This window comes from Streptomyces sp. NPDC053513 (genome assembly GCF_044544765.1).
In the GTDB taxonomy this organism is placed as follows: Bacteria; Actinomycetota; Actinomycetes; order Streptomycetales; family Streptomycetaceae; genus Streptomyces; species Streptomyces litmocidini.
Genome location: NZ_JBITXP010000005.1, coordinates 67,704 through 88,077, shown reverse-complemented (window position 1 = coordinate 88,077; position 20,374 = coordinate 67,704). Strand labels below are relative to the sequence as shown.

Annotated in this window: 19 protein-coding genes; 8 read left to right on the top strand and 11 right to left on the bottom strand. The window is 73.3% G+C overall.

Translation table 11 applies throughout. The annotated features are described in order from the left end of the window. Positions 1 to 1,026 (top strand): glycoside hydrolase family 26 protein, encoded by a 1,026-nt coding sequence (locus tag ACIGW4_RS10485; RefSeq protein ID WP_399579723.1) that lies wholly within the window; start codon positions 1 to 3, stop codon positions 1,024 to 1,026. On the opposite strand, the gene ACIGW4_RS10480 is transcribed toward ACIGW4_RS10485, so the two are convergent. Together ACIGW4_RS10480 and ACIGW4_RS10475 are read right to left on the bottom strand one after the other, a co-directional pair. Beyond that, on the bottom strand, positions 992 to 1,591 hold the full coding sequence (locus ACIGW4_RS10480) for a TetR family transcriptional regulator (protein WP_398707190.1): 600 nt from the start codon (positions 1,589 to 1,591) through the stop codon (positions 992 to 994). The genes ACIGW4_RS10485 and ACIGW4_RS10480 overlap by 35 nt on opposite strands. 9 nt (positions 1,592 to 1,600) lie before the next feature. Beyond that, positions 1,601 to 2,287: a hemolysin III family protein gene (locus tag ACIGW4_RS10475; RefSeq protein WP_123455166.1), complete on the bottom strand. Its 687-nt coding sequence runs from the start codon at positions 2,285 to 2,287 to the stop codon at positions 1,601 to 1,603. A 196-nt stretch (positions 2,288 to 2,483) separates the two neighbouring features. Here ACIGW4_RS10475 and ACIGW4_RS10470 point away from each other — a divergent pair, with 196 nt between their 5' ends. Continuing rightward, positions 2,484 to 4,307: a phosphoenolpyruvate carboxykinase (GTP) gene (locus tag ACIGW4_RS10470; RefSeq protein WP_398707192.1), complete on the top strand. Its 1,824-nt coding sequence runs from the start codon at positions 2,484 to 2,486 to the stop codon at positions 4,305 to 4,307. Positions 4,308 to 4,431: 124 nt separating this feature from the next. Here the strand turns inward: ACIGW4_RS10470 and ACIGW4_RS10465 are convergent, their stop codons facing one another. Genes ACIGW4_RS10465 through ACIGW4_RS10445 form a run of 5 tightly spaced genes read right to left on the bottom strand, consistent with a single transcriptional unit; the run spans position 4,432 to position 10,087 of the window. Further along, positions 4,432 to 5,334, bottom strand: coding sequence for a poly-gamma-glutamate hydrolase family protein (locus ACIGW4_RS10465; RefSeq protein WP_399579720.1), 903 nt, complete (start codon positions 5,332 to 5,334; stop codon positions 4,432 to 4,434). Positions 5,335 to 5,351: 17 nt separating this feature from the next. Then, complete coding sequence (locus ACIGW4_RS10460) at positions 5,352 to 5,942, bottom strand: hypothetical protein (protein WP_399579717.1); 591 nt, start codon at positions 5,940 to 5,942, stop codon at positions 5,352 to 5,354. Further along, positions 5,929 to 7,707 (bottom strand): substrate-binding domain-containing protein, encoded by a 1,779-nt coding sequence (locus tag ACIGW4_RS10455; protein ID WP_399579714.1) that lies wholly within the window; start codon positions 7,705 to 7,707, stop codon positions 5,929 to 5,931. Before ACIGW4_RS10455 ends, ACIGW4_RS10460 begins: the two co-directional genes overlap by 14 nt. Next, positions 7,704 to 8,891, bottom strand: a complete 1,188-nt coding sequence (locus tag ACIGW4_RS10450; RefSeq protein ID WP_260174473.1) for a toxic anion resistance protein — start codon at positions 8,889 to 8,891, stop codon at positions 7,704 to 7,706. Before ACIGW4_RS10450 ends, ACIGW4_RS10455 begins: the two co-directional genes overlap by 4 nt. 59 nt (positions 8,892 to 8,950) lie before the next feature. Further along, positions 8,951 to 10,087 (bottom strand): hypothetical protein, encoded by a 1,137-nt coding sequence (locus ACIGW4_RS10445; RefSeq protein ID WP_399579711.1) that lies wholly within the window; start codon positions 10,085 to 10,087, stop codon positions 8,951 to 8,953. A 112-nt stretch (positions 10,088 to 10,199) separates the two neighbouring features. Here ACIGW4_RS10445 and ACIGW4_RS10440 point away from each other — a divergent pair, with 112 nt between their 5' ends. Beyond that, a complete protein-coding gene (locus ACIGW4_RS10440; RefSeq protein ID WP_398707201.1) occupies positions 10,200 to 10,610 on the top strand; it encodes a hypothetical protein in 411 nt (136 codons plus the stop codon). Between the two features lie 87 nt (positions 10,611 to 10,697). Here ACIGW4_RS10440 and ACIGW4_RS10435 read toward each other — a convergent pair whose 3' ends face one another. Both ACIGW4_RS10435 and ACIGW4_RS10430 read right to left on the bottom strand, forming a co-directional pair. Beyond that, positions 10,698 to 11,090, bottom strand: coding sequence for a hypothetical protein (locus ACIGW4_RS10435; RefSeq protein ID WP_123455172.1), 393 nt, complete (start codon positions 11,088 to 11,090; stop codon positions 10,698 to 10,700). A gap of 152 nt (positions 11,091 to 11,242) precedes the next feature. Continuing rightward, positions 11,243 to 12,454 (bottom strand): pyridoxal phosphate-dependent aminotransferase, encoded by a 1,212-nt coding sequence (locus ACIGW4_RS10430; RefSeq protein WP_030693207.1) that lies wholly within the window; start codon positions 12,452 to 12,454, stop codon positions 11,243 to 11,245. A 127-nt stretch (positions 12,455 to 12,581) separates the two neighbouring features. Between ACIGW4_RS10430 and ACIGW4_RS10425 the strand changes: the two genes are divergently transcribed. Both ACIGW4_RS10425 and mptB read left to right on the top strand, forming a co-directional pair. Then, entirely contained in the window at positions 12,582 to 13,094 is a 513-nt protein-coding gene (locus tag ACIGW4_RS10425) for a hypothetical protein (protein WP_399579709.1), read from the top strand. A 119-nt stretch (positions 13,095 to 13,213) separates the two neighbouring features. Continuing rightward, a complete protein-coding gene (gene mptB / locus ACIGW4_RS10420) occupies positions 13,214 to 14,620 on the top strand; it encodes a polyprenol phosphomannose-dependent alpha 1,6 mannosyltransferase MptB (RefSeq protein WP_359588899.1) in 1,407 nt (468 codons plus the stop codon). Positions 14,621 to 14,639: 19 nt separating this feature from the next. On the opposite strand, the gene ACIGW4_RS10415 is transcribed toward mptB, so the two are convergent. Both ACIGW4_RS10415 and ACIGW4_RS10410 read right to left on the bottom strand, forming a co-directional pair. Beyond that, positions 14,640 to 16,229 carry a D-aminoacylase gene (locus ACIGW4_RS10415; protein WP_359588933.1) on the bottom strand — a complete coding sequence of 530 codons (1,590 nt, stop codon included), beginning with the start codon at positions 16,227 to 16,229 and terminating at the stop codon, positions 14,640 to 14,642. A 45-nt stretch (positions 16,230 to 16,274) separates the two neighbouring features. Next, positions 16,275 to 17,540 carry an alanine racemase gene (locus tag ACIGW4_RS10410; protein WP_399579707.1) on the bottom strand — a complete coding sequence of 422 codons (1,266 nt, stop codon included), beginning with the start codon at positions 17,538 to 17,540 and terminating at the stop codon, positions 16,275 to 16,277. 345 nt (positions 17,541 to 17,885) lie between these two features. Between ACIGW4_RS10410 and ACIGW4_RS10405 the strand changes: the two genes are divergently transcribed. From ACIGW4_RS10405 to ACIGW4_RS10395, 3 genes are read left to right on the top strand one after another with little or no spacing between them, the layout of a single operon-like run. After that, positions 17,886 to 19,091: a PfkB family carbohydrate kinase gene (locus ACIGW4_RS10405; protein ID WP_399580004.1), complete on the top strand. Its 1,206-nt coding sequence runs from the start codon at positions 17,886 to 17,888 to the stop codon at positions 19,089 to 19,091. After that, on the top strand, positions 19,088 to 19,849 hold the full coding sequence (locus ACIGW4_RS10400; protein ID WP_123455177.1) for an IclR family transcriptional regulator: 762 nt from the start codon (positions 19,088 to 19,090) through the stop codon (positions 19,847 to 19,849). The genes ACIGW4_RS10405 and ACIGW4_RS10400 overlap by 4 nt, the downstream gene beginning before the upstream one ends. Beyond that, complete coding sequence (locus tag ACIGW4_RS10395; protein ID WP_398707209.1) at positions 19,846 to 20,256, top strand: RidA family protein; 411 nt, start codon at positions 19,846 to 19,848, stop codon at positions 20,254 to 20,256. The genes ACIGW4_RS10400 and ACIGW4_RS10395 overlap by 4 nt, the downstream gene beginning before the upstream one ends. Positions 20,257 to 20,374 lie beyond the last annotated feature (118 nt).

The following is a 20,374-nucleotide window of genomic DNA, read 5'->3' as shown; positions in this document are numbered from 1 at the left end:
GTGAACCGCCTCCCCACCTGGTTCACCTGGCCGCGGGCCGCACTGACCGTGCTGCTCGCGGCCGTTGTCGTGCTCCTCCTGCTGCCCGGCCGGTTCGGGCCGGGCAGCAGGCACGCCGGGACGGGGACCGCGCCGGAGCAACAGCCGCTGCCGGGCGTCCCGTCGGGGTTCTTCACCGGCTCCGACGAGGCCGGGGTGCGGCGGATCGCGCAGGTGCAGGCCTGGCTCGGCGGCGACTCCCTGAGCGTCGGCCACACCTATCTGCCGGGTGACCGCTGGTCCAACATCGAGGGGCATCCGGCGCTCTTCGGGCCCTGGGCGCGCTGGAAGGCCGAGCGGCCGGGGCGCCTCTTCGTGCTGAACGTGCCGATGCTCGACCGCAACGAGGCCGGCCTCCCGGACCGCGAGGTGCGGGCCGGGCTGCGGCGGGGCGTCGACGGGGCGTACGACGGGCACTTCCGGACCCTGGGGGAGCGGCTCGTGGAGCACGGGCTCGGCGACGCGGTCCTGGTGCTCGGCTGGGAGATGAACGGCACCACGTACGGCCATCGCTGCGGGCCGGACCCGACGGCCTGGAAGGCGTACTGGCGGAGGGTGGTGGGGGTGCTGCGGGACGTGCCGGGGCAGCGGTTCCGCTTCGACTTCACGCCGAGCCGGGGGCTCGACGCGATCCCCTGGCCGCACTGCTACCCGGGCGACGACGTGGTGGACATCGTCGGGATGGACGCCTACGACCAGCCCGCCGGGCTCTCCTTCGAGGAGCAGGTGGACGAGGAGTACGGGCTCGCGTACCAGGTGCGCTTCGCGGCGGCGCACGGCAAGCCCGTCTCGTACCCGGAGTGGGGGCTCTTCAGGAACGGGGACAACCCGGCCTACGTGCGGGGGATGCTGGACTGGTTCGCGACGCACCGGCCCGTGTACCAGACCGTCACCGACTACTGCCCGCACGGAGTGTGGGAGTGCGCGGACAATCCGGAGTCGGCGCGGATCGTCAGGGCCGCGCTGGGAGCGCCGGGCCGCCCCTGAGGGCGTCGACCGCGCGGTCGAGGAGGGCGACGAGGTCGTCGGCCCCGTCGTGCTCGGCCCAGTAGACGGTCGCCTCGCGCAGGGCGCCGAGGGCGGCCGCCGTGAAGACCCGTACCTCCAGGTCGTCCGCGTCCCGGCCGGTGCGGTCGGCGATCGCGCCGGCGAGGCGGCGGCCGGTGACCGCGGTGGTCTCGGTGAGCCGGGCGCGGACGGCGGGGATCTCCGCCATGAGCCGGGCGCGCAGCCGGGTCTCCTCGGGCTCCTCGTCGAGGGCGGTGCGGACGGCTTCGAGGACGACCGCCCGGAGCGAGGCGAGGGGGTCCTCGCCGGCGGGGCGGGCGCGCAGCCGGGCTTCGAGCTCCTCGTCGTTCTCGGCGGTGAGGAGGATGTCCTCCCGGACCGGGAAGTAGCGCACGACGGTGGAGGGGGAGACCTCGGCGGCCTCGGCGATGCGCTCGGTGGTGGCGGCGTCCCAGCCCTGCTCGGCGGCGAGCCGGTAGGCGGCCTTCCGGATCGCCGCGCGGGTCTTCGCCTTCTTCCGTTCGCGCAGGCTCATGGGGGCCATTGTCCCGGGTCAGGCGTGCTGGTACGCCACCAGCGAGATGCCGACGTAGTGGACGATGAAGGCCGCCAGGGTCAGCGAGTGGAAGACCTCGTGGAAGCCGAACCAGCGCGGTGAGGGGTTCGGGCGCTTGATGCCGTAGATGACGCCGCCCGCGCTGTAGAGCAGGCCGCCGACGATGACGAGGACGAGGACCGCGATGCCGCCCGCGCGCATGAAGTCGGGCAGGAAGAAGACGGCGGCCCAGCCCATCGCGATGTAGCAGGGCGTGTACAGCCAGCGAGGGGCGCCGACCCAGAAGACGCGGAAGGCGATGCCGGCGGCGGCCGCGACCCAGACCGCCCACATGAGCGGCTTCGCCGTGGAGTCGGGGAGCAGCAGCAGGGTGAGCGGGGTGTAGGTGCCCGCGATGATCAGGAAGATGTTGGCGTGGTCGAGGCGCCGGAGCACGGCCTCGCCGCGCGGGCCCCAGTCGCCGCGGTGGTACAGCGCGCTGATGCCGAAGAGCAGGCAGGCGGTGAGGACGTAGATCCCGCAGGCGATGCGGGCGCGGGGCGAGTCGGAGAGCGCGACGAGGACGAGGCCGGCGACGACCACGGCGGGGAACATGCCCGCGTGCAGCCATCCCCTGAGCCGGGGCTTCGTCGGGAGCGGCAGGGCGTGCTCGATCGGGGTCGCTTCCGGCGTGGCAGCAGTCATGAGACGGAATCTTAGCTACGCACCCGTAGGTAGCGGATATGAGTGGCGATGCTCACATGTGCACCCCCCTGGACATATGGGCGTATCCATCGGATGATCAAATGAGTGCGGTCGGCACCGGATGAGCAGCTACGAAGCATCCGGGTCGCGGCCCCCACGGGGCATACATCAAAAAACCCCTCTTCAAGGAGCAATCGTGGCGCGCGACAACGCGGCTCCCACCGACGTCCCGACCCAGCACCAGGAGCTCGTCTCCTGGGTGAACGAGATCGCAGAGATCACCCAGCCGGACAACATCGTCTGGTGCGACGGATCCGAGGCCGAGTACGAGCGCCTGTGCGAGGAGCTCGTCGCCAAGGGGACCTTCAAGAAGCTCGACCCGGTCAAGCGCCCGAACTCCTACTACGCCGCCTCCGACCCGTCCGACGTCGCGCGCGTCGAGGACCGGACCTTCATCTGCTCCGAGAAGGAGGAGGACGCGGGCCCGACCAACCACTGGAAGGCCCCCGCGGAGATGAAGGACGTCTTCGCCGGTGAGAAGGGCATCTTCCGCGGCTCCATGCGCGGCCGCACCATGTACGTCGTGCCCTTCTGCATGGGCCCCGTCGGCTCCCCGCTCTCCGCCATCGGCGTCGAGATCACCGACTCCGCGTACGTCGCCGTCTCCATGCGCACCATGACCCGCATGGGACAGGCCGTCCTCGACGAGCTCGGCACCGACGGCTTCTTCGTCAAGGCCGTCCACACCCTCGGCGCCCCCCTGGAGGAGGGCCAGGAGGACGTGCCGTGGCCCTGCAACACCACCAAGTACATCTCGCACTTCCCCGAGACCCGCGAGATCTGGTCGTACGGCTCGGGCTACGGCGGCAACGCCCTGCTCGGCAAGAAGTGCTACGCGCTGCGCATCGCCTCCGTCATGGCGCGTGACGAGGGCTGGCTCGCCGAGCACATGCTCATCCTCAAGCTGACCCCGCCGCAGGGCGAGGCCAAGTACGTCGCCGCCGCCTTCCCGTCGGCCTGCGGCAAGACCAACCTCGCGATGCTGGAGCCCACGATCTCCGGCTGGACGGTCGAGACCATCGGCGACGACATCGCCTGGATGCGCTTCGGCGAGGACGGCCGCCTCTACGCGATCAACCCCGAGGCCGGCTTCTTCGGCGTCGCGCCCGGCACCGGCGAGCACACCAACGCCAACGCCATGAAGACCCTGTGGGGCAACTCCGTCTTCACGAACGTCGCGCTCACCGACGACGGCGACGTGTGGTGGGAGGGCATGACCGAGACGGCCCCCGCGCACCTCACGGACTGGAAGGGCAACGACTGGACGCCGGAGTCCGAGACCCCGGCCGCCCACCCGAACGCCCGCTTCACCGTCCCGGCCGGCCAGTGCCCGACGATCGCCCCCGAGTGGGAGGACCCCAAGGGCGTCCCGATCTCCGCGATCCTCTTCGGCGGCCGCCGCGCCTCCGCCGTCCCGCTGGTCACCGAGTCCTTCGACTGGAACCACGGCGTCTTCCTCGGCGCGAACGTCGCCTCCGAGAAGACCGCCGCCGCCGAGGGCAAGGTCGGCGAGCTGCGCCGCGACCCCTTCGCCATGCTGCCCTTCTGCGGCTACAACATGGGCGACTACATGGCCCACTGGGTCAAGGTCGGCGCGAACGCGGACCAGGCGAAGCTGCCGAAGATCTACTACGTGAACTGGTTCCGCAAGAACGACGCCGGCAAGTTCGTCTGGCCCGGCTTCGGCGAGAACAGCCGCGTCCTGAAGTGGATCGTCGAGCGCCTCGACGGCAAGGCCGAGGGCGTCGAGACCCCGATCGGCATCCTGCCGACCGCCGAGTCCCTCGACACCGAGGGCCTGGACCTGCCGGCCGAGGACCTGGAGTTCCTCCTCAAGGTCGACCGTGACGTGTGGCGCGAAGAGGCCGCCCTCGTCCCCGACCACCTGAACACCTTCGGCGACCACACGCCGAAGGAGCTGTGGGACCAGTACCACGCGCTCGTGAAGCGCCTCGGCTAGTCCCCCCCGAACTCGTGGTGGGCTGCCCCGAAACACCGCCCTGACCAGTGGGGTCACGACGGTCCATCACGACGCAACCGGCCCCCGGAGCCCCCTCAGGCTCCGGGGGCCGGCGCACGTCCGGCTACAGGATCGGCTGGCCGGCCTCGACGGTCGCGATGGCACGACGACAGGCGTCACGGAACTTCACGAACTCGCCGTTCCAGGTGGCCGCACGGGCGGAACGGGACGAGTAGTCGTCGAAGAAGCTCTGGCGCAGCTCCGTGGTCATCTCGATCTGGGCGCCCTTGCCGAGCATCGTGAGGTTGCACGGGTTGGTGACGTGGCTGCCGTTGAAGTCGTTGAGCCTCGTGCCGTACTTGGGGTCGAAGGCGTCGATCGCCGGGAAGCCCGCCTTGGTGAGCTCGCTCACCAGGGCCGTGCGGAACGCCGGGTTGAGACCGCCGACGACGGCCAGCCGCGGGTCGGTGCTCGGCGGCCAGATCGTGGGCTCGGGCATGCCCAGCTGGTCGTACTTGCAGCCGTGCAGCGACAGCACGTTGAGGTGGCTCCTGGCGAGGGACAGGGCGACGTGGTCGTCACAGTTCCTCGAAGTGACGTGCAGCGCCGTGTTTCCGCTGGAGAGCAGGCCCTCGAACATCCAGTAGTCGTACGTGGTCGGCAGGACCGGCGCGCCGGCGGCGTCGCTCGGGCTGTAGCCGGCGATGCCCAGGGCGAGCTCGCTGGTGCCGATCTCGATTCCGCCGCCGTGCAGGGCGAGGATCGCCGTGCGCGGGAAGTCGTACTTCTCGCCCTGCTTCAGGTCGGACTTCTCGTGGCGGCGGTAGCGGCGGCTGTACGCGGTGCCCTCGACGCGGGCCGGGTCGCTGTACAGCGCGGTGTTCGAGGGGTACTCGCCCGGGTCGGCCTCGGCGAACGCCGGGGCGGCGGCGGCCAGCTGTCCGACGAGGGGGGTGCCCGCGGCAGCGGCGGCGGCGAAGGCCGTCAGGACCGTGCGGCGGGACGTGGTGCGCTCAGAAAATGTCATGCGCGGAACATAACCGATCACTGGCCGCGCTCCTCCAGATACCGGGTGTGAATCTCCTGACGGATCGCCTCCGCCTGCCGGAGGGCGACGGCGATCTCGGACATCTCCCCGCGCAACAGGGACAACTGACGTACGAGATGGCGCTCGGGCGGCTCCGCGCCCGGGGCGACCCGCGACCACCACCGCGTCCGTACGAAGGTGTCGACGGCCTCCGGGACGTCCTGCCGCACCGCGCGGGCGAGGACGTGCAGGTGCTCCGGGTCGCTCACCCACCCCGGTTCGAGCAGCGCCTCGACCAGGGCGTCCAGTTCGGTGAGGCGGTCCCGCGCGGCGGACGGCAGCTCCACCTCGGCGAGGTACTCCCGCAAGGTCGCGAAGTCGGCGCGCAGGGCGTCGAGTTGCTCGTCCGCGTCCGGGAAGTGCGGGGTGCCGGGGCGCTCGGGCGGGGCGATCAGGGCCCCCGCCGCGTACAGCCCCGCGACCACCAGCGGCCAGAGCCCGCCCGCCGCGCCGGTGAGGGCGATCCCGACACCGGCCAGACCGCAGGCGCTGCCGGTGAGGTTCTTGCGGGACTCGACGTACCCGAGGAGGCGGCTACTGGTACCCACGGATCTCCTCGAAGGCGCCGTCGAGCGAGCCCTGCGTGGCGTCGAAGAGCTTTCCGCCGGTCAGGGCCGCGATGTGGTCGAGCTCGCCGCGGTCGGAGTCCCCGAAGAGGATCGGGAAGACCGGGGTGCGCTGCTGCTCGGCCGGCAGGGAGCGGTAGAAGGCGTCGAAGGCCGACGCCGGGTCGCCGTCGGTGTTCTCCCCGTCCGTCATCAGGACGACCGAGGTGAAGGTGTCGGAGGGGGCCTTGCCCAGGAACCGGTACGCCTCCTGGAGGCTGGAGTAGACGGCCGTGCCGCCGGAGGCCGAGAGCCGCCGGGAGTCGGCGCGGATCGCGTCCAGCGCGGCCTTCGGCGAGGCCGGGTCGACCGTGTGCGTACGGACCTCGCCCTGCTTCACCGAGGAGCCGAAGGGCATCAGGGTCACCTCCTCCCGGTCCCGGAAGTCGCCGGTCAGCTCGGCGAGCGCGGACTTCAGCCGGTCGAGCCGCTCCCCGCCCATGGAGCCCGAGGTGTCGAGCACGTAGACCGTGCGGGACGGCCGGCGCAGGGTGTTGTCGTACGCGTCGAGCAGACCGTCGGCGACCGCCCGGCTGCCCGGGAACGGCAGCTCGCGGCGCTGGTCCCGGGCGAGCGCCGAGGCAGGGCGGACCCCGGCGACCACCGGGCGGCGCAGGGTCGTCTCGGTGATCCGCCGCTGGACGTCCGGGGTGCGCAGGTACGTGGTGAGCCGGTCCGCCGCCGCCTTCGCCTCGGGGCGGGCGGAGGTGAGCAGGGTGAACGGGTAGTCGGCGGTCACCACGCCGTCGGACGGTCGGATCACGGTCAGTTTCTCGGGCGCCGACAGCAGCACGGACTCGTAGTTCACCAGCGCGTCGACGTCGGTGCGGCGGGCGTAGGCCGTGGCCAGCCAGCCGGAGGAGCCCGAGGTCAGTTTCTGGCCCGTGAAGAACTCCTTCAGGCGCGGGGTGGCCTCGGTGACGTCCTGCTCGGTGAGGGCCGACTGGGCGCCGGAGAGCCCCGAGGCGACCGAGACGAGCGCGGAGAAACCGGAGTTGGAGCGCTTCGGGTCCGTCATGCCGTACGTCAGCTTCCCGTCGGCGACCGCCCGGTGCAGCTGCGACCAGGTCACCTTCGCCGGGTTCCAGCCGAGCCGGGCGACGGTGGCGGGCCGCACCCCGAGCGCCACCGGCGAGGTCATGATCGGGGTCTCGTCGGTGATCTTCCTCGCCGTGTCCGGGCGCAGCCGGAGGTAGTCGTCGGAGGACAGCCACACCGCGTCGTAGCCCTTGTCCGCCTCGCCGGACGCGATGCGCTCGACGGCGTCCAGGGTGCCGGCGTAGGTGGGGCGGACGGTGACCCCGGTCGCCTTGGCGGCCTCGTCGAGGACCGGGCCCATGTCGGCCAGCTCGGAGGAGGCGAGGACCCGGAGGGTGCCCGCCTTGTACTCCATGCCGTGCCCGTCGGGGCGGTCACCGCCACCGTCACCACTGCCGGAGCAGGCGGTGGCGAGGAGCGCGAGGGCGAGGACGGCGGTGGCCGCGCGGCGGGGCGTGGGTGCGGCGGTCGTGCCGTGGGCCGTGGGTGCGGTGGTCGTGCCACGGGCGGCGCGCGTGGTGGCCGTGGCGGGGGAGCCGCTCCGGTCGCTCCGGTCGCCCGCGAGGCGGGCGACGGTGTCGGCGGCCGTGCGGCGCAGCCGGGCGGTGACGCGGCGGGCCGCCCTCGGGGCGGTCCGGTCCGCGGGCGGGCGGGTGGTGCCGTGGTTCATCCGAGACCGCCTTCGAGGGCGCCGGTGCGGCGGCTGCGGTCCAGGTGGGCGCTCGCCTCCCGGAGTTCGGCCGTGAGCGACTCGACGGTCGCCGCCATCGACTCCGTGGCCCGCACCTTGTACGTGTCGATCGCGTCGAGCGTCCGGTAGATCTGCTGGAAGGCCGTACGGAGCGTCTCCGCGCCCACCGCCGGGTCCGCCGCCAGGACCTGGATCTCCCCGGCCTGCCGCTCCAGCATCTCGGCGTTGCGCCGGACGAGCTCCTCGGTCGTCGAGCGCAGCGCGGTCACCTGCTCGGTGACCTTCCGCTGGTTCTCGAGCGCGGCGGAGAGCATGACCGCGATCCGCAGCGCGGACAGGGTCGTCGTCGCCGCCCGGTCCACGCCCTTGATCAGCTCGTCGTTGTTCCGGCGGACCATGTCCATCGCCAGGTACCCCTGCGCGCAGACGGCGAGCTGGGTCAGCAGGTCCTGGTGCTTCTGCCGGACCGGGAAGAGGACGTCGGCGCGCAGCGCGTCCGCCTGGGCGGGGTCCGGCGTGCCGGCGATGCGCTCCTCCACGGCCGCGTCGAGCGCGTCGGTGAGCACCGCGTACTCCTGGAGCCTGCCCATGGTCTCCCACAGCCGGGCCCGCTCGGTCTGCAACGCGGCGTTGTCGCGGCGCAGTTCGTCCTTGCCGCCGAGCAGCGAGTCGACGATCCGGTTCAGCGTGGCCTGCGAGGAGGCGTACTTGGCGACGTGGTCGCGCAGCCTGTTGCCGCCCGGGAGCTTCGAGAGCAGCCCCTTGAGGCCCTTGGCCGGGGTGTCACGGGGGTCCAGGTCCTCGACCGTGCGCCGGAGTTCGACGAGGGAGGAGCCGACCCGGGCCTGCGCGTCGCGGCCTCCCGCGCCGTCGCCGAGGGAGCGGATCGTGCGGTCCAGCATCCGGTTCGACTGCTGCGCGGCGGAGCGCATCTCGCCCGAGCCGAGCGCGGCGATCTCGCCGATCCGGCCGGCGAACTCCGGGGAGCGCGGGTCGAGGCCGGACAGCGAGCCGACGTACTCCTCGGCCCGGCGGGCCATCTCCGTACGGACCGACTCGTCCAGCGGCACCAGGCCGGAGGCCTGCTCGGCGCGGACGGCGGGTACGGGCTCGGGCGGGGTGAGGACGAGCGGGGCGTCCTGCTCGGGCGGGGTCAGGGTCATCGTTCTCGGGTCGGTCGTTCTTCCGGGGTCGGTCGTTCTTCTCGGGTCGGCGGGCGTGGTCATGCGGTGTCCCCCTGGTCGCGGGCCCGCAGCGCCATCTCGTGCAGCACCTTGCTGGTGGGCACGGGCGCCTGGCGGACGCCGGTCAGCGTCTGGTTGAGGTATTCGGTGTGGCCGTCGGTCGCGGTGGTGAACTCGCTCGCCGCGCCCTGCGGACGGAAGCCGTGGCGGACCGCGAGCTTGCGCAACTCGGGGTCGGTGGAGAGGAGTTCACCGAGCCTCCGGCCGTTCTCGGTGAGCGGTACGAGGGTGTGGTCGCTGTTGACCGTGGTGTCCGGGTAGAGGACGACGAGGTCGCCCATGGGCCGCCCGGCGAGCAGCTGGGAGGCGACCTGCGACTCGTACACGAGCACGAGCGGGTTGCCGACGCCGCTGATGAAGTCCCGGAAGGGCGCGTCCGAACCGGACTGCTGGGCGCCCTGCACCTGGACCAGCTTGCGCAGGAGCGGGGCCGTGCGGGTGACGGCCGCCTCGTCGCCCGCGACCCGCCCGCCGTCGGCGACGTAACTCGCGGCGGCGAGGTACAGGGCGCCGGAGTTGGAGGCGACCGGGTCGGTGGAGGTGATGAAGAGGGTGCCGCTCAGCTCGGCGTGCCCGGCGGCGCCCTTGAGCTGCTGCCAGGTCCGGTCGGCGCGGGCCGCCGCGAGGTAGGCGTCCATCTTCAGGGTGCCGCTCGTGCCGCGCGGACCGAGGGTCGCCAGGCCGTTGTCGGCGAGGACCTTGGCGGCGCCGCTGTGCGCGACGACCACGAGGGGCGAGTAGAAGGGCCGCAGCGGAGCGCTCGCCGCCTTGTCCTTCGCCTGCTTCTGCGCCTTCGCGCGCAGTTCGTCGGCCGGTCCCTTGGAGGACGGGAAGGCGAAGTCGTAGCCGTCGAGGGGCAGTTCCTCCATGTCCCAGGACCCGGAGGTCTCGGTCCCCACGGTGAAGCCCTTGGCGGCCAGGGCCTTCACCACCTGCGGATCGGCGAAGAACTCGGCCTTCTCCGATCCGATGACTCCTCGCACGGTCTTCGTTGCCGTGCCCGTGTCCTTGTCGCCGCCCGCCACGAGGACGGCCGCCACGCCGCCGAGGAGCAGGACGGCCAGGACGATTCCCAGGATGCGTCTCACGCGGGCAGCGTGCTCGCGGAAACCCACATTCCAGGGGGAGTCGGGTGTACGGGGAGTGAAGGAGCGGTCCCGTTAGCGAACCGGAGCGGGGGGTACTGTGAGGCCCCTGTGTGAAGGGGGTGGCAGGGTGCCGCGTGGGGTGGTCGTGTTGCTGGTGGCGATGGGCGCACTGTTCGTGCTGGTGCCGGTCGGCGGACTCGCCGCGTACATCTACACCTCGGGGAAGGTCCACGAGGGCATGCGGTTCCCGGACCAGGACGTGACGGTGGCGCGGTGCGCCCTCGATCCGGCCACCGGACGGCCGGTGGCGGAGCTTTCGGTCACCAGCCGGGCGGCCCGCCGGGGCACCTACACGGTGACGGTGGAGTTCCAGGACGAGCGGGAGAAGGCCGTCGACCGGGGGACCGGAACCGTCGGGGACCTCGCGGTCGGGGCGGTCGGCCGGACGGCGGTCACGGGTGCGAAGGCGTACGGCGGGGGCGTGCCGCGGTGCGTCGTCTTCGACGCCGTGTTCGAGTCGACCGAGCCGGTGGCGACGGCCGGCCCGTGAGCCGCCCGTCGGCTCGGGCCGTCGGTGCGGGCGCGCCGGTTGGGTGGCGCCCGGTCCGCGTGGTTCGTGCCACGCGGACCGGGGCCGTCAGGGGGCGGTGACCAGGGTGTCCCCGGCCAGCGCCGCGGTGTGCGCGTCCATGCGCTCGGCGGCGAGGATCGCGGCGGCCGTGTCGGCCCGGGAGGCGGCGACGACCAGGGCGCGGCCCGCGAGGGCGTGGGCCTTGCGGTGCAGGTCCCGCGCGGGCGAACCGCTCAGTCCGGCGTGCCGGGCGGGCGGTGCGCCGCGCAGCCGCGCCACCTGCCGGGCGATCAGCTCGCCGGCCTCCGTGTCGCCCAGCTCGTCGGTGACGGCGAGCAGGGCGGCGAGGTGTCCGGCGAGCTGGATGTCCAGCTCCTCCTCGCGGGAGCGGTGCGGGTACGTGTCCTGGGCGTCGTCGGCCATCCGGTGGACCGACTTGGTGCGGATCGGTTCGTACATGGGGACGGCCTCCTGAGATTCTCTGAAGGCCATCCTAGCTTGGATTCAATCTAAAGTTGAGCCGCGTCCGGAGTTCGGGACGGGGTGGCGGCCGGAGGACGGGGCTCCGCCCGCAAGCGGGGCTCCCGCCGGGGTCGGGGCTCCGTCCGGGGTCAGGGCTGGCTGTACCCGTCCAGGAACCGGCCGATCCGGGTCACCGCGTCCGCCAGGTCCGCGGCCGCCGGCAGCGTGACGATCCGGAAGTGATCGGGCTCGTGCCAGTTGAAGCCCGTCCCGTGCACGACCATGATCTTCTCGGCCCGCAGCAGGTCCAGGACCATCTGCCGGTCGTCCTTGATCTTGTAGACGTTCGGGTCGAGACGCGGGAAGAGGTACAGCGCGCCCTTCGGCTTCACGCACGTCACGCCCGGGATCTGCGTCAGCAGCTCGTACGCCGTGTCCCGCTGTTCGAGCAGCCGCCCGCCCGGCAGCACCAGGTCCTCGATCGACTGCCGGCCCTGGAGGGCGGCGGCCACCGCGTGCTGCGCCGGCATGTTCGCGCACAGGCGCATGTTGGCGAGGATCGTGAGGCCCTCGATGTACGAGGACGCGTGGTGCTTCGGACCGCAGACCGCCAGCCAGCCGGAGCGGAAACCGGCCACCCGGTAGTTCTTGCTCATCCCGTTGAAGGTGAGGACGAGGAGGTCGGGGGCGATCGCGGCGGTCGGCGTGTGCGTGGTGCCGTCGTAGAGGATCTTGTCGTAGATCTCGTCCGAGCAGACGACCAGGTTGTGCCGGCGGGCGATCTCCGTCAGCGAGCGGAGCATCTCGTCGTCGTAGACGGCGCCCGTCGGGTTGTTCGGGTTGATGATCACGATCGCCTTGGTGCGGTCGGTGATCTTCCGCTCGATGTCCGCGAGGTCCGGCATCCAGTCCGCCTGCTCGTCGCAGCGGTAGTGCACCGCCGTACCGCCCGCGAGCGAGACCGAGGCCGTCCACAGCGGATAGTCCGGGGCCGGGACGAGGACCTCGTCGCCGTCGTCGAGCAGTGCCTGCATCGACATCTGGATCAGCTCCGAGACGCCGTTCCCGAGGTAGATGTCCTCGACGGAGAGCGGGATGCCCTTGGTCTCGTAGTGGCTCATCACCGCCCGGCGGGCCGAGAGCAGCCCCTTCGCGTCGCCGTAGCCGTGCGCCTCGGAGAGGTTCCGGAGCACGTCCTCCAGGATCGCGGGCGGACACTCGAAGCCGAAAGCGGCCGGATTGCCCGTGTTCAGCTTGAGGATGCGATGACCCGCAGCCTCAAGCCGCATCGCCTCTTCGAGCACCGGACCCCGGATTTCGTAACAGACGTTGGCGAGCTTCGTGGACTGGATCACCTGCATGACGAGAGCTTACGGCGGGGGCGGCCGGGACGCCGAGTGTTTTGGGACACGTCGGACAACCGGACCGGGCGCGGCGGACTGTGACCCGGATCGCATCGGCGATGTCGTGCTCCCTACAATCCGGGCCATGGACCACCACGACCCCGGAGCCGCCGGAGCCGCCGGAGCGCCCGGAACCGCCGGGCCCCGGCGCGGCCGCCGCCGTCACGCCCCCGCGCGCCGGGCCCGCGGGCCGGTGTGGCTGATCGCCGGGGGCGGCGTCACCGTCCTCGGGCTCGCCGCCGCGCTGCTCGCCGGGGGCCTCGGCAAGAGCGGCGGCACGCGGTCCCCCGTCGACGACGGGGCGGACGGGCCGCCCTCGATGATCCAGGCCGACCCGTCCGACGGGACGTCGGACACCTCGGGGGCGGCGGGAGCCGCGGCCTCCGGCTCCTCCGGAGGCGGCGCCACGTCCGTGCCCGGCGTCCGTACGAGCGCGCCCGCGCCCTCCGTGAAGACGACGGCCGGCGCTGCTCCGTCCGGGTCCGCGACCACCGCCCCGGACGCCTCGCCGACGGCAGGGCCGTCCGTCACCACCTCGGCTGCCGGAAGGACGGAGAAGCCCGGTAAGGGACGGGGCGGGAGCAGGCGCCCGAAGTAGGACGCAGGGCGGGGCGTACGGCGGGGACCGGAGGCGGGGGGAGGCACCGGGGGGTGCGGTGGTGCCGGGGGGCGTGCGCTCGGGGCGGGGCTTCGCGCGCTCGGATAGGTTGGCACGTCATGTGGTCCTTCAGTGCCTCCGGATGCCGGTGGCTGGGTGCGGGCGGTTCGCTCGCCGTCGCCGTCGGCGGCTACGCGGCCGGCACCCTTCCGGTCCTCGGCGGCGGGCCGCTGTGGCAGCCGCACGGCTCCGCGCTCACCGTCGCCGGAGCCGTCCTCGCGTACCTCGGCCTGACCCTGCTCGTCGCCGCCTGGTGGCGCTACGGCGTCCTCCTCGCCCGCGGCCTGCGGGACGGGGTCCTCGCCACCCTCGCCTGCTGGACCGCGCCGCTGCTCCTCGCCCCGCCGCTGCACAGCGCCGACGTCTACAGCTACATCGCCCAGGGCGCGATGGTCCTGTCGGGTCACGACGTGTACGGGGCCGGGCCCTCCGTCCTCGCCCCCGGCGACCTCGGGGCCGACGCGGCCGCCAGCGTCGGCGGGAACTGGACCGACACCCCCGCGCCGTACGGGCCCGCCTTCCTGCTCCTCGCCGCGGCCGTCGCGAAGGCGACCGGCGGGGCGATCGTGCCCGCCGTCCTCGGGATGCGGCTGATCGCCCTCGGCGCGCTCGCGCTGATCGTGTGGGCGGTGCGCGGGTTCGGCGGCGGTGGGGGTGCCCTCTGGCTGGCCGCCCTCAACCCGTTGTTCCTGGTCCACGTCGTCGGCGGCATGCACAACGACGGCCTGATGATCGGCCTCATGCTCGGCGGCGTCCTGCTCGCCACGCGCGGACGGTGGGTCCTCGGCTCCGTCCTCGTCGGCCTCGCCGTGATGGTGAAGTCCCCGGCGGCCGTGGCCCTGCTCTTCATCGGGGTGATGGTGGCGCGCGGGGGCGGTGTACGGGGGCTGGTGAAGGGCCTCGTTCTGCCCGGGGCCGTCGCGGGGGCGGTGGCGGCGGGGGCGTCGGTCCTCGCCGGGACCGGCTTCGGGTGGCTGCGGACGCAGGGCGTGGCCGCGGCCATCCACACGCCGCTGTCCGTGACGAGCGACCTGGGGCTGGGGCTCGGGCTGCTCCTCGGCGACCCGGACCCGGTCAAGGCCGTCGTGCAGAAGCTGGGCCTCGCCCTCGCCCTCGCGGTCATCGCGGCGCTGGCCTGGCGCGCGTACCGGGGCCGTCTCGATCCCGTCCTCGGGCTCGGGCTCTCGCTGGTCGCGCTCGTCGTGCTCTCGCCGATGGTCCAGCCCTGGTACCTGCTGTGGGGGACGGCCGTCGTCGCGGCGGTCGCCTGGCGGGGGCGGGTGGGGCAGGTGCTGGCGGTCGCTTCGACGGCGCTTGTGTACGAGACCCAGCCGTCGGGCCACACCCCCTGGTACGGGTTCGCGCTGGCGGGGGCGGTGCTGCTGGCGGGGCTCTCGTGGGTGCGGCGGGAGCCGTGGGGGAGCGGCGCCTCGGAGGATGCCGCTCCTGTGGCCGCCGGGCGGTAGGGGCTCGGGCGCAGCGGGGTCAGAGGGTCCTGCGGATCGACCTTCCCGCCAGGACGTCCGTCCGCTTGCCGTCCTCCATCACGAACCTGCCGTCGATCAGGACGTGGGGGATGCCCACGGGCAGGGTTCGGGGGTTCTCGTACGTCGCGCCCGAGGCGATCGTCGTCGGGTCGAAGAGGACCAGGTCCGCCACGTTGCCCTCCTTCACCAGACCCCGGTCCGGGAGGCGGAGGCGGGCGGCCGGGCGGGAGGTGAGGTGGGCGACGCACTCCTCCAGGGAGAGGACGCCCAGCTCGCGCACGTACCGCCCCAGGTACTCCGGGAACGTGCCGTACGCGCGCGGATGCGGCTTGAGGCCGTGGAGGATGCCGTCCGAACCGCCCGTGTGCACCCGGTGGCGCATGATCGTCCGGACGTTCTCCTCGTGGCCCACGTGCTGGAGGATCGTCGTGCCCAGGCGGTCCTCCACGAGGAGGCGGCGGGCCGTGGGCCAGTCGGCCACCCGGCTGCCCACCCGTCCCGCCAGGGCCGGGTCCGTGACGCCCGCGATCTCGATCGTCGACCAGTCGACCGGCACCCCGTGGCAGCCGTCCGAGCCGAGTTCCTCCAGGTGGTGCCGGATCCGCTCGGCCGCGGCCGGGTCGCGGAGGCGGTCCAGGGTCGCGTCGGGGCCGCCCTCGCCCGCCCAGCTCGGGAGCAGCGCGAGCAGGGTCGTGCTGCCGGGGGTGTACGGGTACGTGTCGAGGCTGATGTCGGCGCCCGCGTCGAGGGCCGCGTCGAGGAGGGCCAGGAGCTCCGGGGCGCGGCCCTCGTTCACGTCGAAGTTCATGGTGGCGTGGGCCAGGTGGAGGGCGCAGCCGGCCTCGCGGGCGAGCGTCACCATCTCCTCGTACGCGCGGAGCGCCCCCGCGCCGTACGAGCGGTGGTGCGGGCAGTAGTAGCCGCCGTACCGCGCCACGACCCGGCACAGCTCGGTGAGCTCGGAGTCCGGCGCGTACATCCCGGGGGTGTAGGTGAGGCCGGAGGACATGCCGACCGCGCCCTGTTCCATGCCCTCGGCCACGAGCCGCCGCATGCGGTCGAGCTCGGCCGCCGTCGCCGGGCGGTCCTCCCAGCCCATCGCGTACATCCGGACCGTGCCCTGGGGGACGAGGTACGCGGCGTTCACGGCGATCCCGGCGTCCAGCCGGTCCAGGTACTCGCCGACCGTGCGCCAGTCGAAGTCGACGGTCGTGTCCCCGGGCGCACCGCCGTTCCAGCCGGTGATCGCCCGGCGGACCTCCGCGAGCGTGCGGTCGTCGACGGGGGCGTACGACAGTCCGTCCTGGCCCAGGACCTCCAGGGTCACGCCCTGCGCGGCCTTCGCGCTGTGGTCCGGGTCGCGGAGCAGCGCGAGGTCGCTGTGGGCGTGCATGTCGATGAAGCCGGGGGAGAGGACGAGCCCCTCGGCGTCCAGGACCCGGCGGGCGGTCGGGCGCTGGCAGCCGGCCGCCGCGGCCTCCTTGACGATCGAGACGATCCGGCCGTCCTCGATCCCGACGTCGGCCCGGTAGGAGTCGCCGCCGCTGCCGTCGACGACCTCCGCGTCGCGGAAGACGAGATCCATCACCCCGGCGCTCCCTCGCTGCTGGAAGAACATGCGGATGTGGTCGAGCTAGAAGAACGTGCGGATGTGGTCGACCACCGTGCCGTCCGCCTCGACGAGCGGGATCAGCTGCCACTTGTCGAAGATCGTGCAGGGGTGCGACAGGCCCATCCCCACCCAGTCGCCGACCTCCAGGTCCGCACCCGGGTCGGTGCGGAGCCAGGCGTGCTGGTCGGAGAGGCCCGTCACGGTGATGCCCTCCGCGGCGCGGATCTCACCCGTGCGGGCGTCACGGACCACCTGCGCCTCGGGAAGGTGCAGATCGTGGGCGGCGTCCCGCTTGCCCGCGTTGGTGAAGGCCTGCTCGGCGGTGGGGCGGGAGACGACCTGCGACCAGAGCCGGAACGCGGGGTGCAGCGCGCCCTCCTCGGGAACCCGGTTGAAGGGGGTGCGGTCGCGGTACTGGCCGTCGTCGTGCGAGACGTACGCGCCGGAGCGCAGCAGCTTCAGGACGGGGAGGGAGAGGTCGGGGATCTCGGCGAAGACCTCGGCGACCGTGTCGAACCACTCGCTGCCGCCCGCGCTCACCACGATCTCGCCGACGGCGGGGTCGAAACGGCCGGCCTTGTCGAAGTCGGCCGCGAGCCCGACGAGCCGGTGCAGCCAGGCGCGCACCGAGTCGGCGTCGGCCCCGGGCATCGTGCCCTCGTAGCCGGCGACGCCGACGAGCCGCAGGGTGGGGACGGCCGCGACCGCGTCGGCGACGGCCGCGCACTCCGTCTCCGTCCGCACGCCCGTACGCCCGGTCGCCCCGGCGGCGAGCTCGACGACCACGTCCACGGGGCGGGTCGCGCCGGCCGCGCGCAGGGCCTCGTCCATCAGCTCGACGCCGCGCACGGAGTCGACGTAGCAGATCAGGCGGAACTCCGGGTCGGCGTCCAGCTCGGCGGCGAGCCAGCGCAGGGCGACCGGGTCGACGACCTCGTTGGCCAGGAAGATCCGGGCGACGCCGTGCGCGCGGTAGACGCGGGCCTGGTGGGGGACGGCGGCGGTGATGCCCCAGGCGCCGTGCTCCAGCTGCCGGTCGAAGAGCTGCGGGGCCATGGAGGTCTTGCCGTGCGGGGCGAAGGCGAGGCCGTGGCGCTCGGCGTAGGTCTCCAGGAGGCGCAGGTTGTGCTCGACGGACTCGGCGGAGAGGGCGAGGACCGGGGTGGTGTAGCCGCCGGTGAAGAGGTCGCGCCGCTGGGCGGAGAGCTCACCGACGGTCAGGCCCTCGGCGTCCGGGGGCAGGGCCTTGAAACGGTGGTCGACGCGCTCGTTCGCCAGGTCGGGCATGAGGCCTCCTCGTTGTGGGCGTTGCGGAATGTGCAACGCTCATTGCGCATGGTGCTCACGGCTGTCTAACATCCGGGCCGAGGCCGGGTCAATGGACCCGTAGGAGGCGGAGGGAGCCCGATCGTGAACGGATCGGCGTCCGGGCCCGGGGCCACGGCCGGGCCCGTGCCCGCGTCTGCGTCGGGGCCAGTGCCCGCGTCTGCGTCCGAGCCCGTGTCCCTGTCTGGGGCTGCGCCCGCGTCTGCGTCCGAGCCCGCGCCCGTGCCCGTGTCTGCTTCCGAGCCCGAGCCCCTGGTCGCGGCCTCAAGCGGCGTCGGCACCGATGTCGTCTGCCTCGGCGAGTCCATGGTCGCCTTCCTGCCCTCCCGGGCCGGCCGCCTCGCCGACGTCCCCTCCTTCACCCGCGCGGTCGGCGGCGCCGAGTCCAACGTCGCCTGCGCCCTCGCCGCCGCCGGACACCGCGCCCGCTGGGTCGGCCGCGTCGGCCGCGACGGCTTCGGCGACCACCTCGTCGACACGATCGCGGGGTACGGGGTCGACGTCGACGCCGTCGGCCGCGACCCGCACCGGCCGACCGGCGTCTACTTCCGCACCGACGAGGACCGGGCGACCGACGCCCACGAGGTCGTCTACTACCGGGCAGGTTCCGCCGCCTCCGCGATGTCGCCCGCCACCGTCCCGTACGACTCCGTCGCCGGCGCCCGGATCCTCCACCTCACCGGCATCACCGCCGCGCTGTCCGCGGACTGCCTGGCGCTGATGCGGGACCTCACCGCGCCGCGGCCCGGACGGCCGCTCGTCTCGTTCGACGTGAACCACCGGCCGGGGCTGTGGCGGGACGGCGGCGCCTCCGCCGTGCTGCTGGAGCTCGCACGCCGGGCGGACGTCGTCTTCGTGGGCGCGGACGAGGCGGCGGCGCTGTGGGGTGCGGCGGAGCCGGACGCGATCCGGGCGGTGCTGGCGGAGCCGGCGGTGCTCGTGGTGAAGCGGGGAGGGGAGGAGGCGGTGGCGTTCGAGCGCCGCGCGGCTTCTTTCGCGCTCTCGAACGCCGGGCGGGCCGAATTTCCGCCCGGCGGGCGGAAACCTCAGGCCCGCCGGCGTCTGAGGCACGGGGCCCGGGGCGGAGCCCCGGTTCGGGAAGGGGAGGGGTGGGGAAAGGCCCCGCGCAGCGGCCCAGCCCCCGATGCGCCCGCGCCCGGCCTTGCCGCACCCGTGCCCGGCCTCCCCGCACCCACCGGCCCCGCCCACCCCGCCCCCGACACCGTCACCCGCGCCCCCGCCCCCCGCGTCACCGTCGTCTCTCCCGTCGGCGCCGGCGACGCCTTCGCCGCCGGGTTCCTCTCCGCCACCCTCCGCGGCCTCGACATGCGGACCCGGCTCCGGCACGGGCACCTCATGGCCGCCGCCGCGCTCACCGCCCCCGGCGACCTGGCGCGGCCGCCCCACCGGGCCCGTGCCGACCGGCTGGCCGCGCTCGACGAGGCCGCCTGGGGGACACTTCACCTCGGCCCCGGCTGGACGGGGGACGACCAGGAGGTACGTACGCCATGAGCCAGACCGTCGACCGGGCGCTCAGCATCCTGCCGCTGCTCGCCCAGGGGCCCGCCGACCTCGGGCAGGTCGCCGAGCGGCTCGGCGTCCACAAGTCCACGGCCCTGCGGCTGCTGCGCACCCTCCACGAGCACGGCCTCGTCCACCGGCAGCAGGACCAGCGCTACCGCCTCGGCGCCCGTCTCTTCGCGCTCGCCCAGGAGGCCGTCGAGAACCTCGACGTCCGCGAGATCGCCCACCCGTACCTCCTCGCCCTCAACGAACGGACCGGGCACACGGTCCACCTCGCCGTGTACGAGGAGGGCGAGGTCGTCTACATCGACAAGGTGGAGAGCCGCTACCCGGTCCGCATGTACTCGCGCATCGGCAAGCCCGTCGCGATCACCGTCGCCGCCGTGGCCAAGCTGCTCCTCGCCGATCTGCCCGAGCCGGAGCGGCGCGCCGTCGCCGCGAAGCTCGACTACCCCCCGTACACGCCCCGTTCGACGCCGAACGCCGCCGCCTTCCTCAAGGAGCTGGCGACCGTGCGCGAACAGGGGTGGGCCACCGATCTCGGCGGCCACGAGGAGTCCATCAACTGCGTCGGCGCACCCGTCCGGGGCCCGGACGGGCGGGTCGTCGCCGCCCTGTCGGTCTCGGCGCCCAACGTGGTCGTCACCGCCGAGGAACTCCTCACCCTCCTCCCGGAGGTGCGCGGCACCGCGGACGCCATCAGCCGCGAGTACTCCGGAAAACCCGCTACGAAGGACACCGCATGAGCGAGAAGACCGCGATCACCCCCGCCACCCACGCCGCCCCGCCCGCGAGGTTCTCGCACGGCGTGCGGAAGGGGAACATCCTCCAGGTCGCCGGCCAGGTCGGCTTCCTGCCCGCCGTCGAGGGCCGGGCCCCGGAGGTCGCGGGACCGACCCTGCGCGAGCAGACCCTGCAGACCTTCGCCAACGTCAAGGCGATCCTGGAGGAGGGCGGCGCGAGCTGGGACGACGTGATGATGCTGCGCGTCTACCTCACCGACGTGGACCACTTCGCCGAGATGAACGAGATCTACGACGAGTACTTCGGGGAGCAGAACCTCAAGGCACCCGCCGCCGCCCGCACCACGGTCTACGTCGGCCTCCCGCCCGGCCTCCTCATCGAGATCGACGCGCTCGCCGTCCTCGGCTGAGCCGGGACCGGACGCGGGGGTGGGGGGGGGGGGGGGGGGGGGGGGGGGGGCCGGCCGGCGCCCGGCGCGGCGGGGGCGGGGGGGGGGGGGGGCGGGCGGGGGGGGGGGGGGGGGTGAG

What these genes read in the sequence shown, in the direction of transcription:
- ACIGW4_RS10480 (WP_398707190.1), bottom strand. Translation starts at nt 1,591, where the DNA reads ATGGCCCCCATGAGCCTGCGCGAACGGAAGAAGGCGAAGACCCGCGCG.
- ACIGW4_RS10475 (WP_123455166.1), bottom strand. Translation starts at nt 2,287, where the DNA reads ATGACTGCTGCCACGCCGGAAGCGACCCCGATCGAGCACGCCCTGCCG.
- ACIGW4_RS10465 (WP_399579720.1), bottom strand. Translation starts at nt 5,334, where the DNA reads ATGACATTTTCTGAGCGCACCACGTCCCGCCGCACGGTCCTGACGGCC.
- ACIGW4_RS10455 (WP_399579714.1), bottom strand. Translation starts at nt 7,707, where the DNA reads ATGAACCACGGCACCACCCGCCCGCCCGCGGACCGGACCGCCCCGAGG.
- ACIGW4_RS10450 (WP_260174473.1), bottom strand. Translation starts at nt 8,891, where the DNA reads ATGACCCTGACCCCGCCCGAGCAGGACGCCCCGCTCGTCCTCACCCCG.
- ACIGW4_RS10435 (WP_123455172.1), bottom strand. Translation starts at nt 11,090, where the DNA reads ATGTACGAACCGATCCGCACCAAGTCGGTCCACCGGATGGCCGACGAC.
- ACIGW4_RS10430 (WP_030693207.1), bottom strand. Translation starts at nt 12,454, where the DNA reads ATGCAGGTGATCCAGTCCACGAAGCTCGCCAACGTCTGTTACGAAATC.
- ACIGW4_RS10425 (WP_399579709.1), top strand. Translation starts at nt 12,582, where the DNA reads ATGGACCACCACGACCCCGGAGCCGCCGGAGCCGCCGGAGCGCCCGGA.
- mptB (WP_359588899.1), top strand. Translation starts at nt 13,214, where the DNA reads ATGTGGTCCTTCAGTGCCTCCGGATGCCGGTGGCTGGGTGCGGGCGGT.
- ACIGW4_RS10410 (WP_399579707.1), bottom strand. Translation starts at nt 17,540, where the DNA reads ATGCCCGACCTGGCGAACGAGCGCGTCGACCACCGTTTCAAGGCCCTG.
- ACIGW4_RS10405 (WP_399580004.1), top strand. Translation starts at nt 17,886, where the DNA reads ATGGTCGCCTTCCTGCCCTCCCGGGCCGGCCGCCTCGCCGACGTCCCC.
- ACIGW4_RS10400 (WP_123455177.1), top strand. Translation starts at nt 19,088, where the DNA reads ATGAGCCAGACCGTCGACCGGGCGCTCAGCATCCTGCCGCTGCTCGCC.
- ACIGW4_RS10395 (WP_398707209.1), top strand. Translation starts at nt 19,846, where the DNA reads ATGAGCGAGAAGACCGCGATCACCCCCGCCACCCACGCCGCCCCGCCC.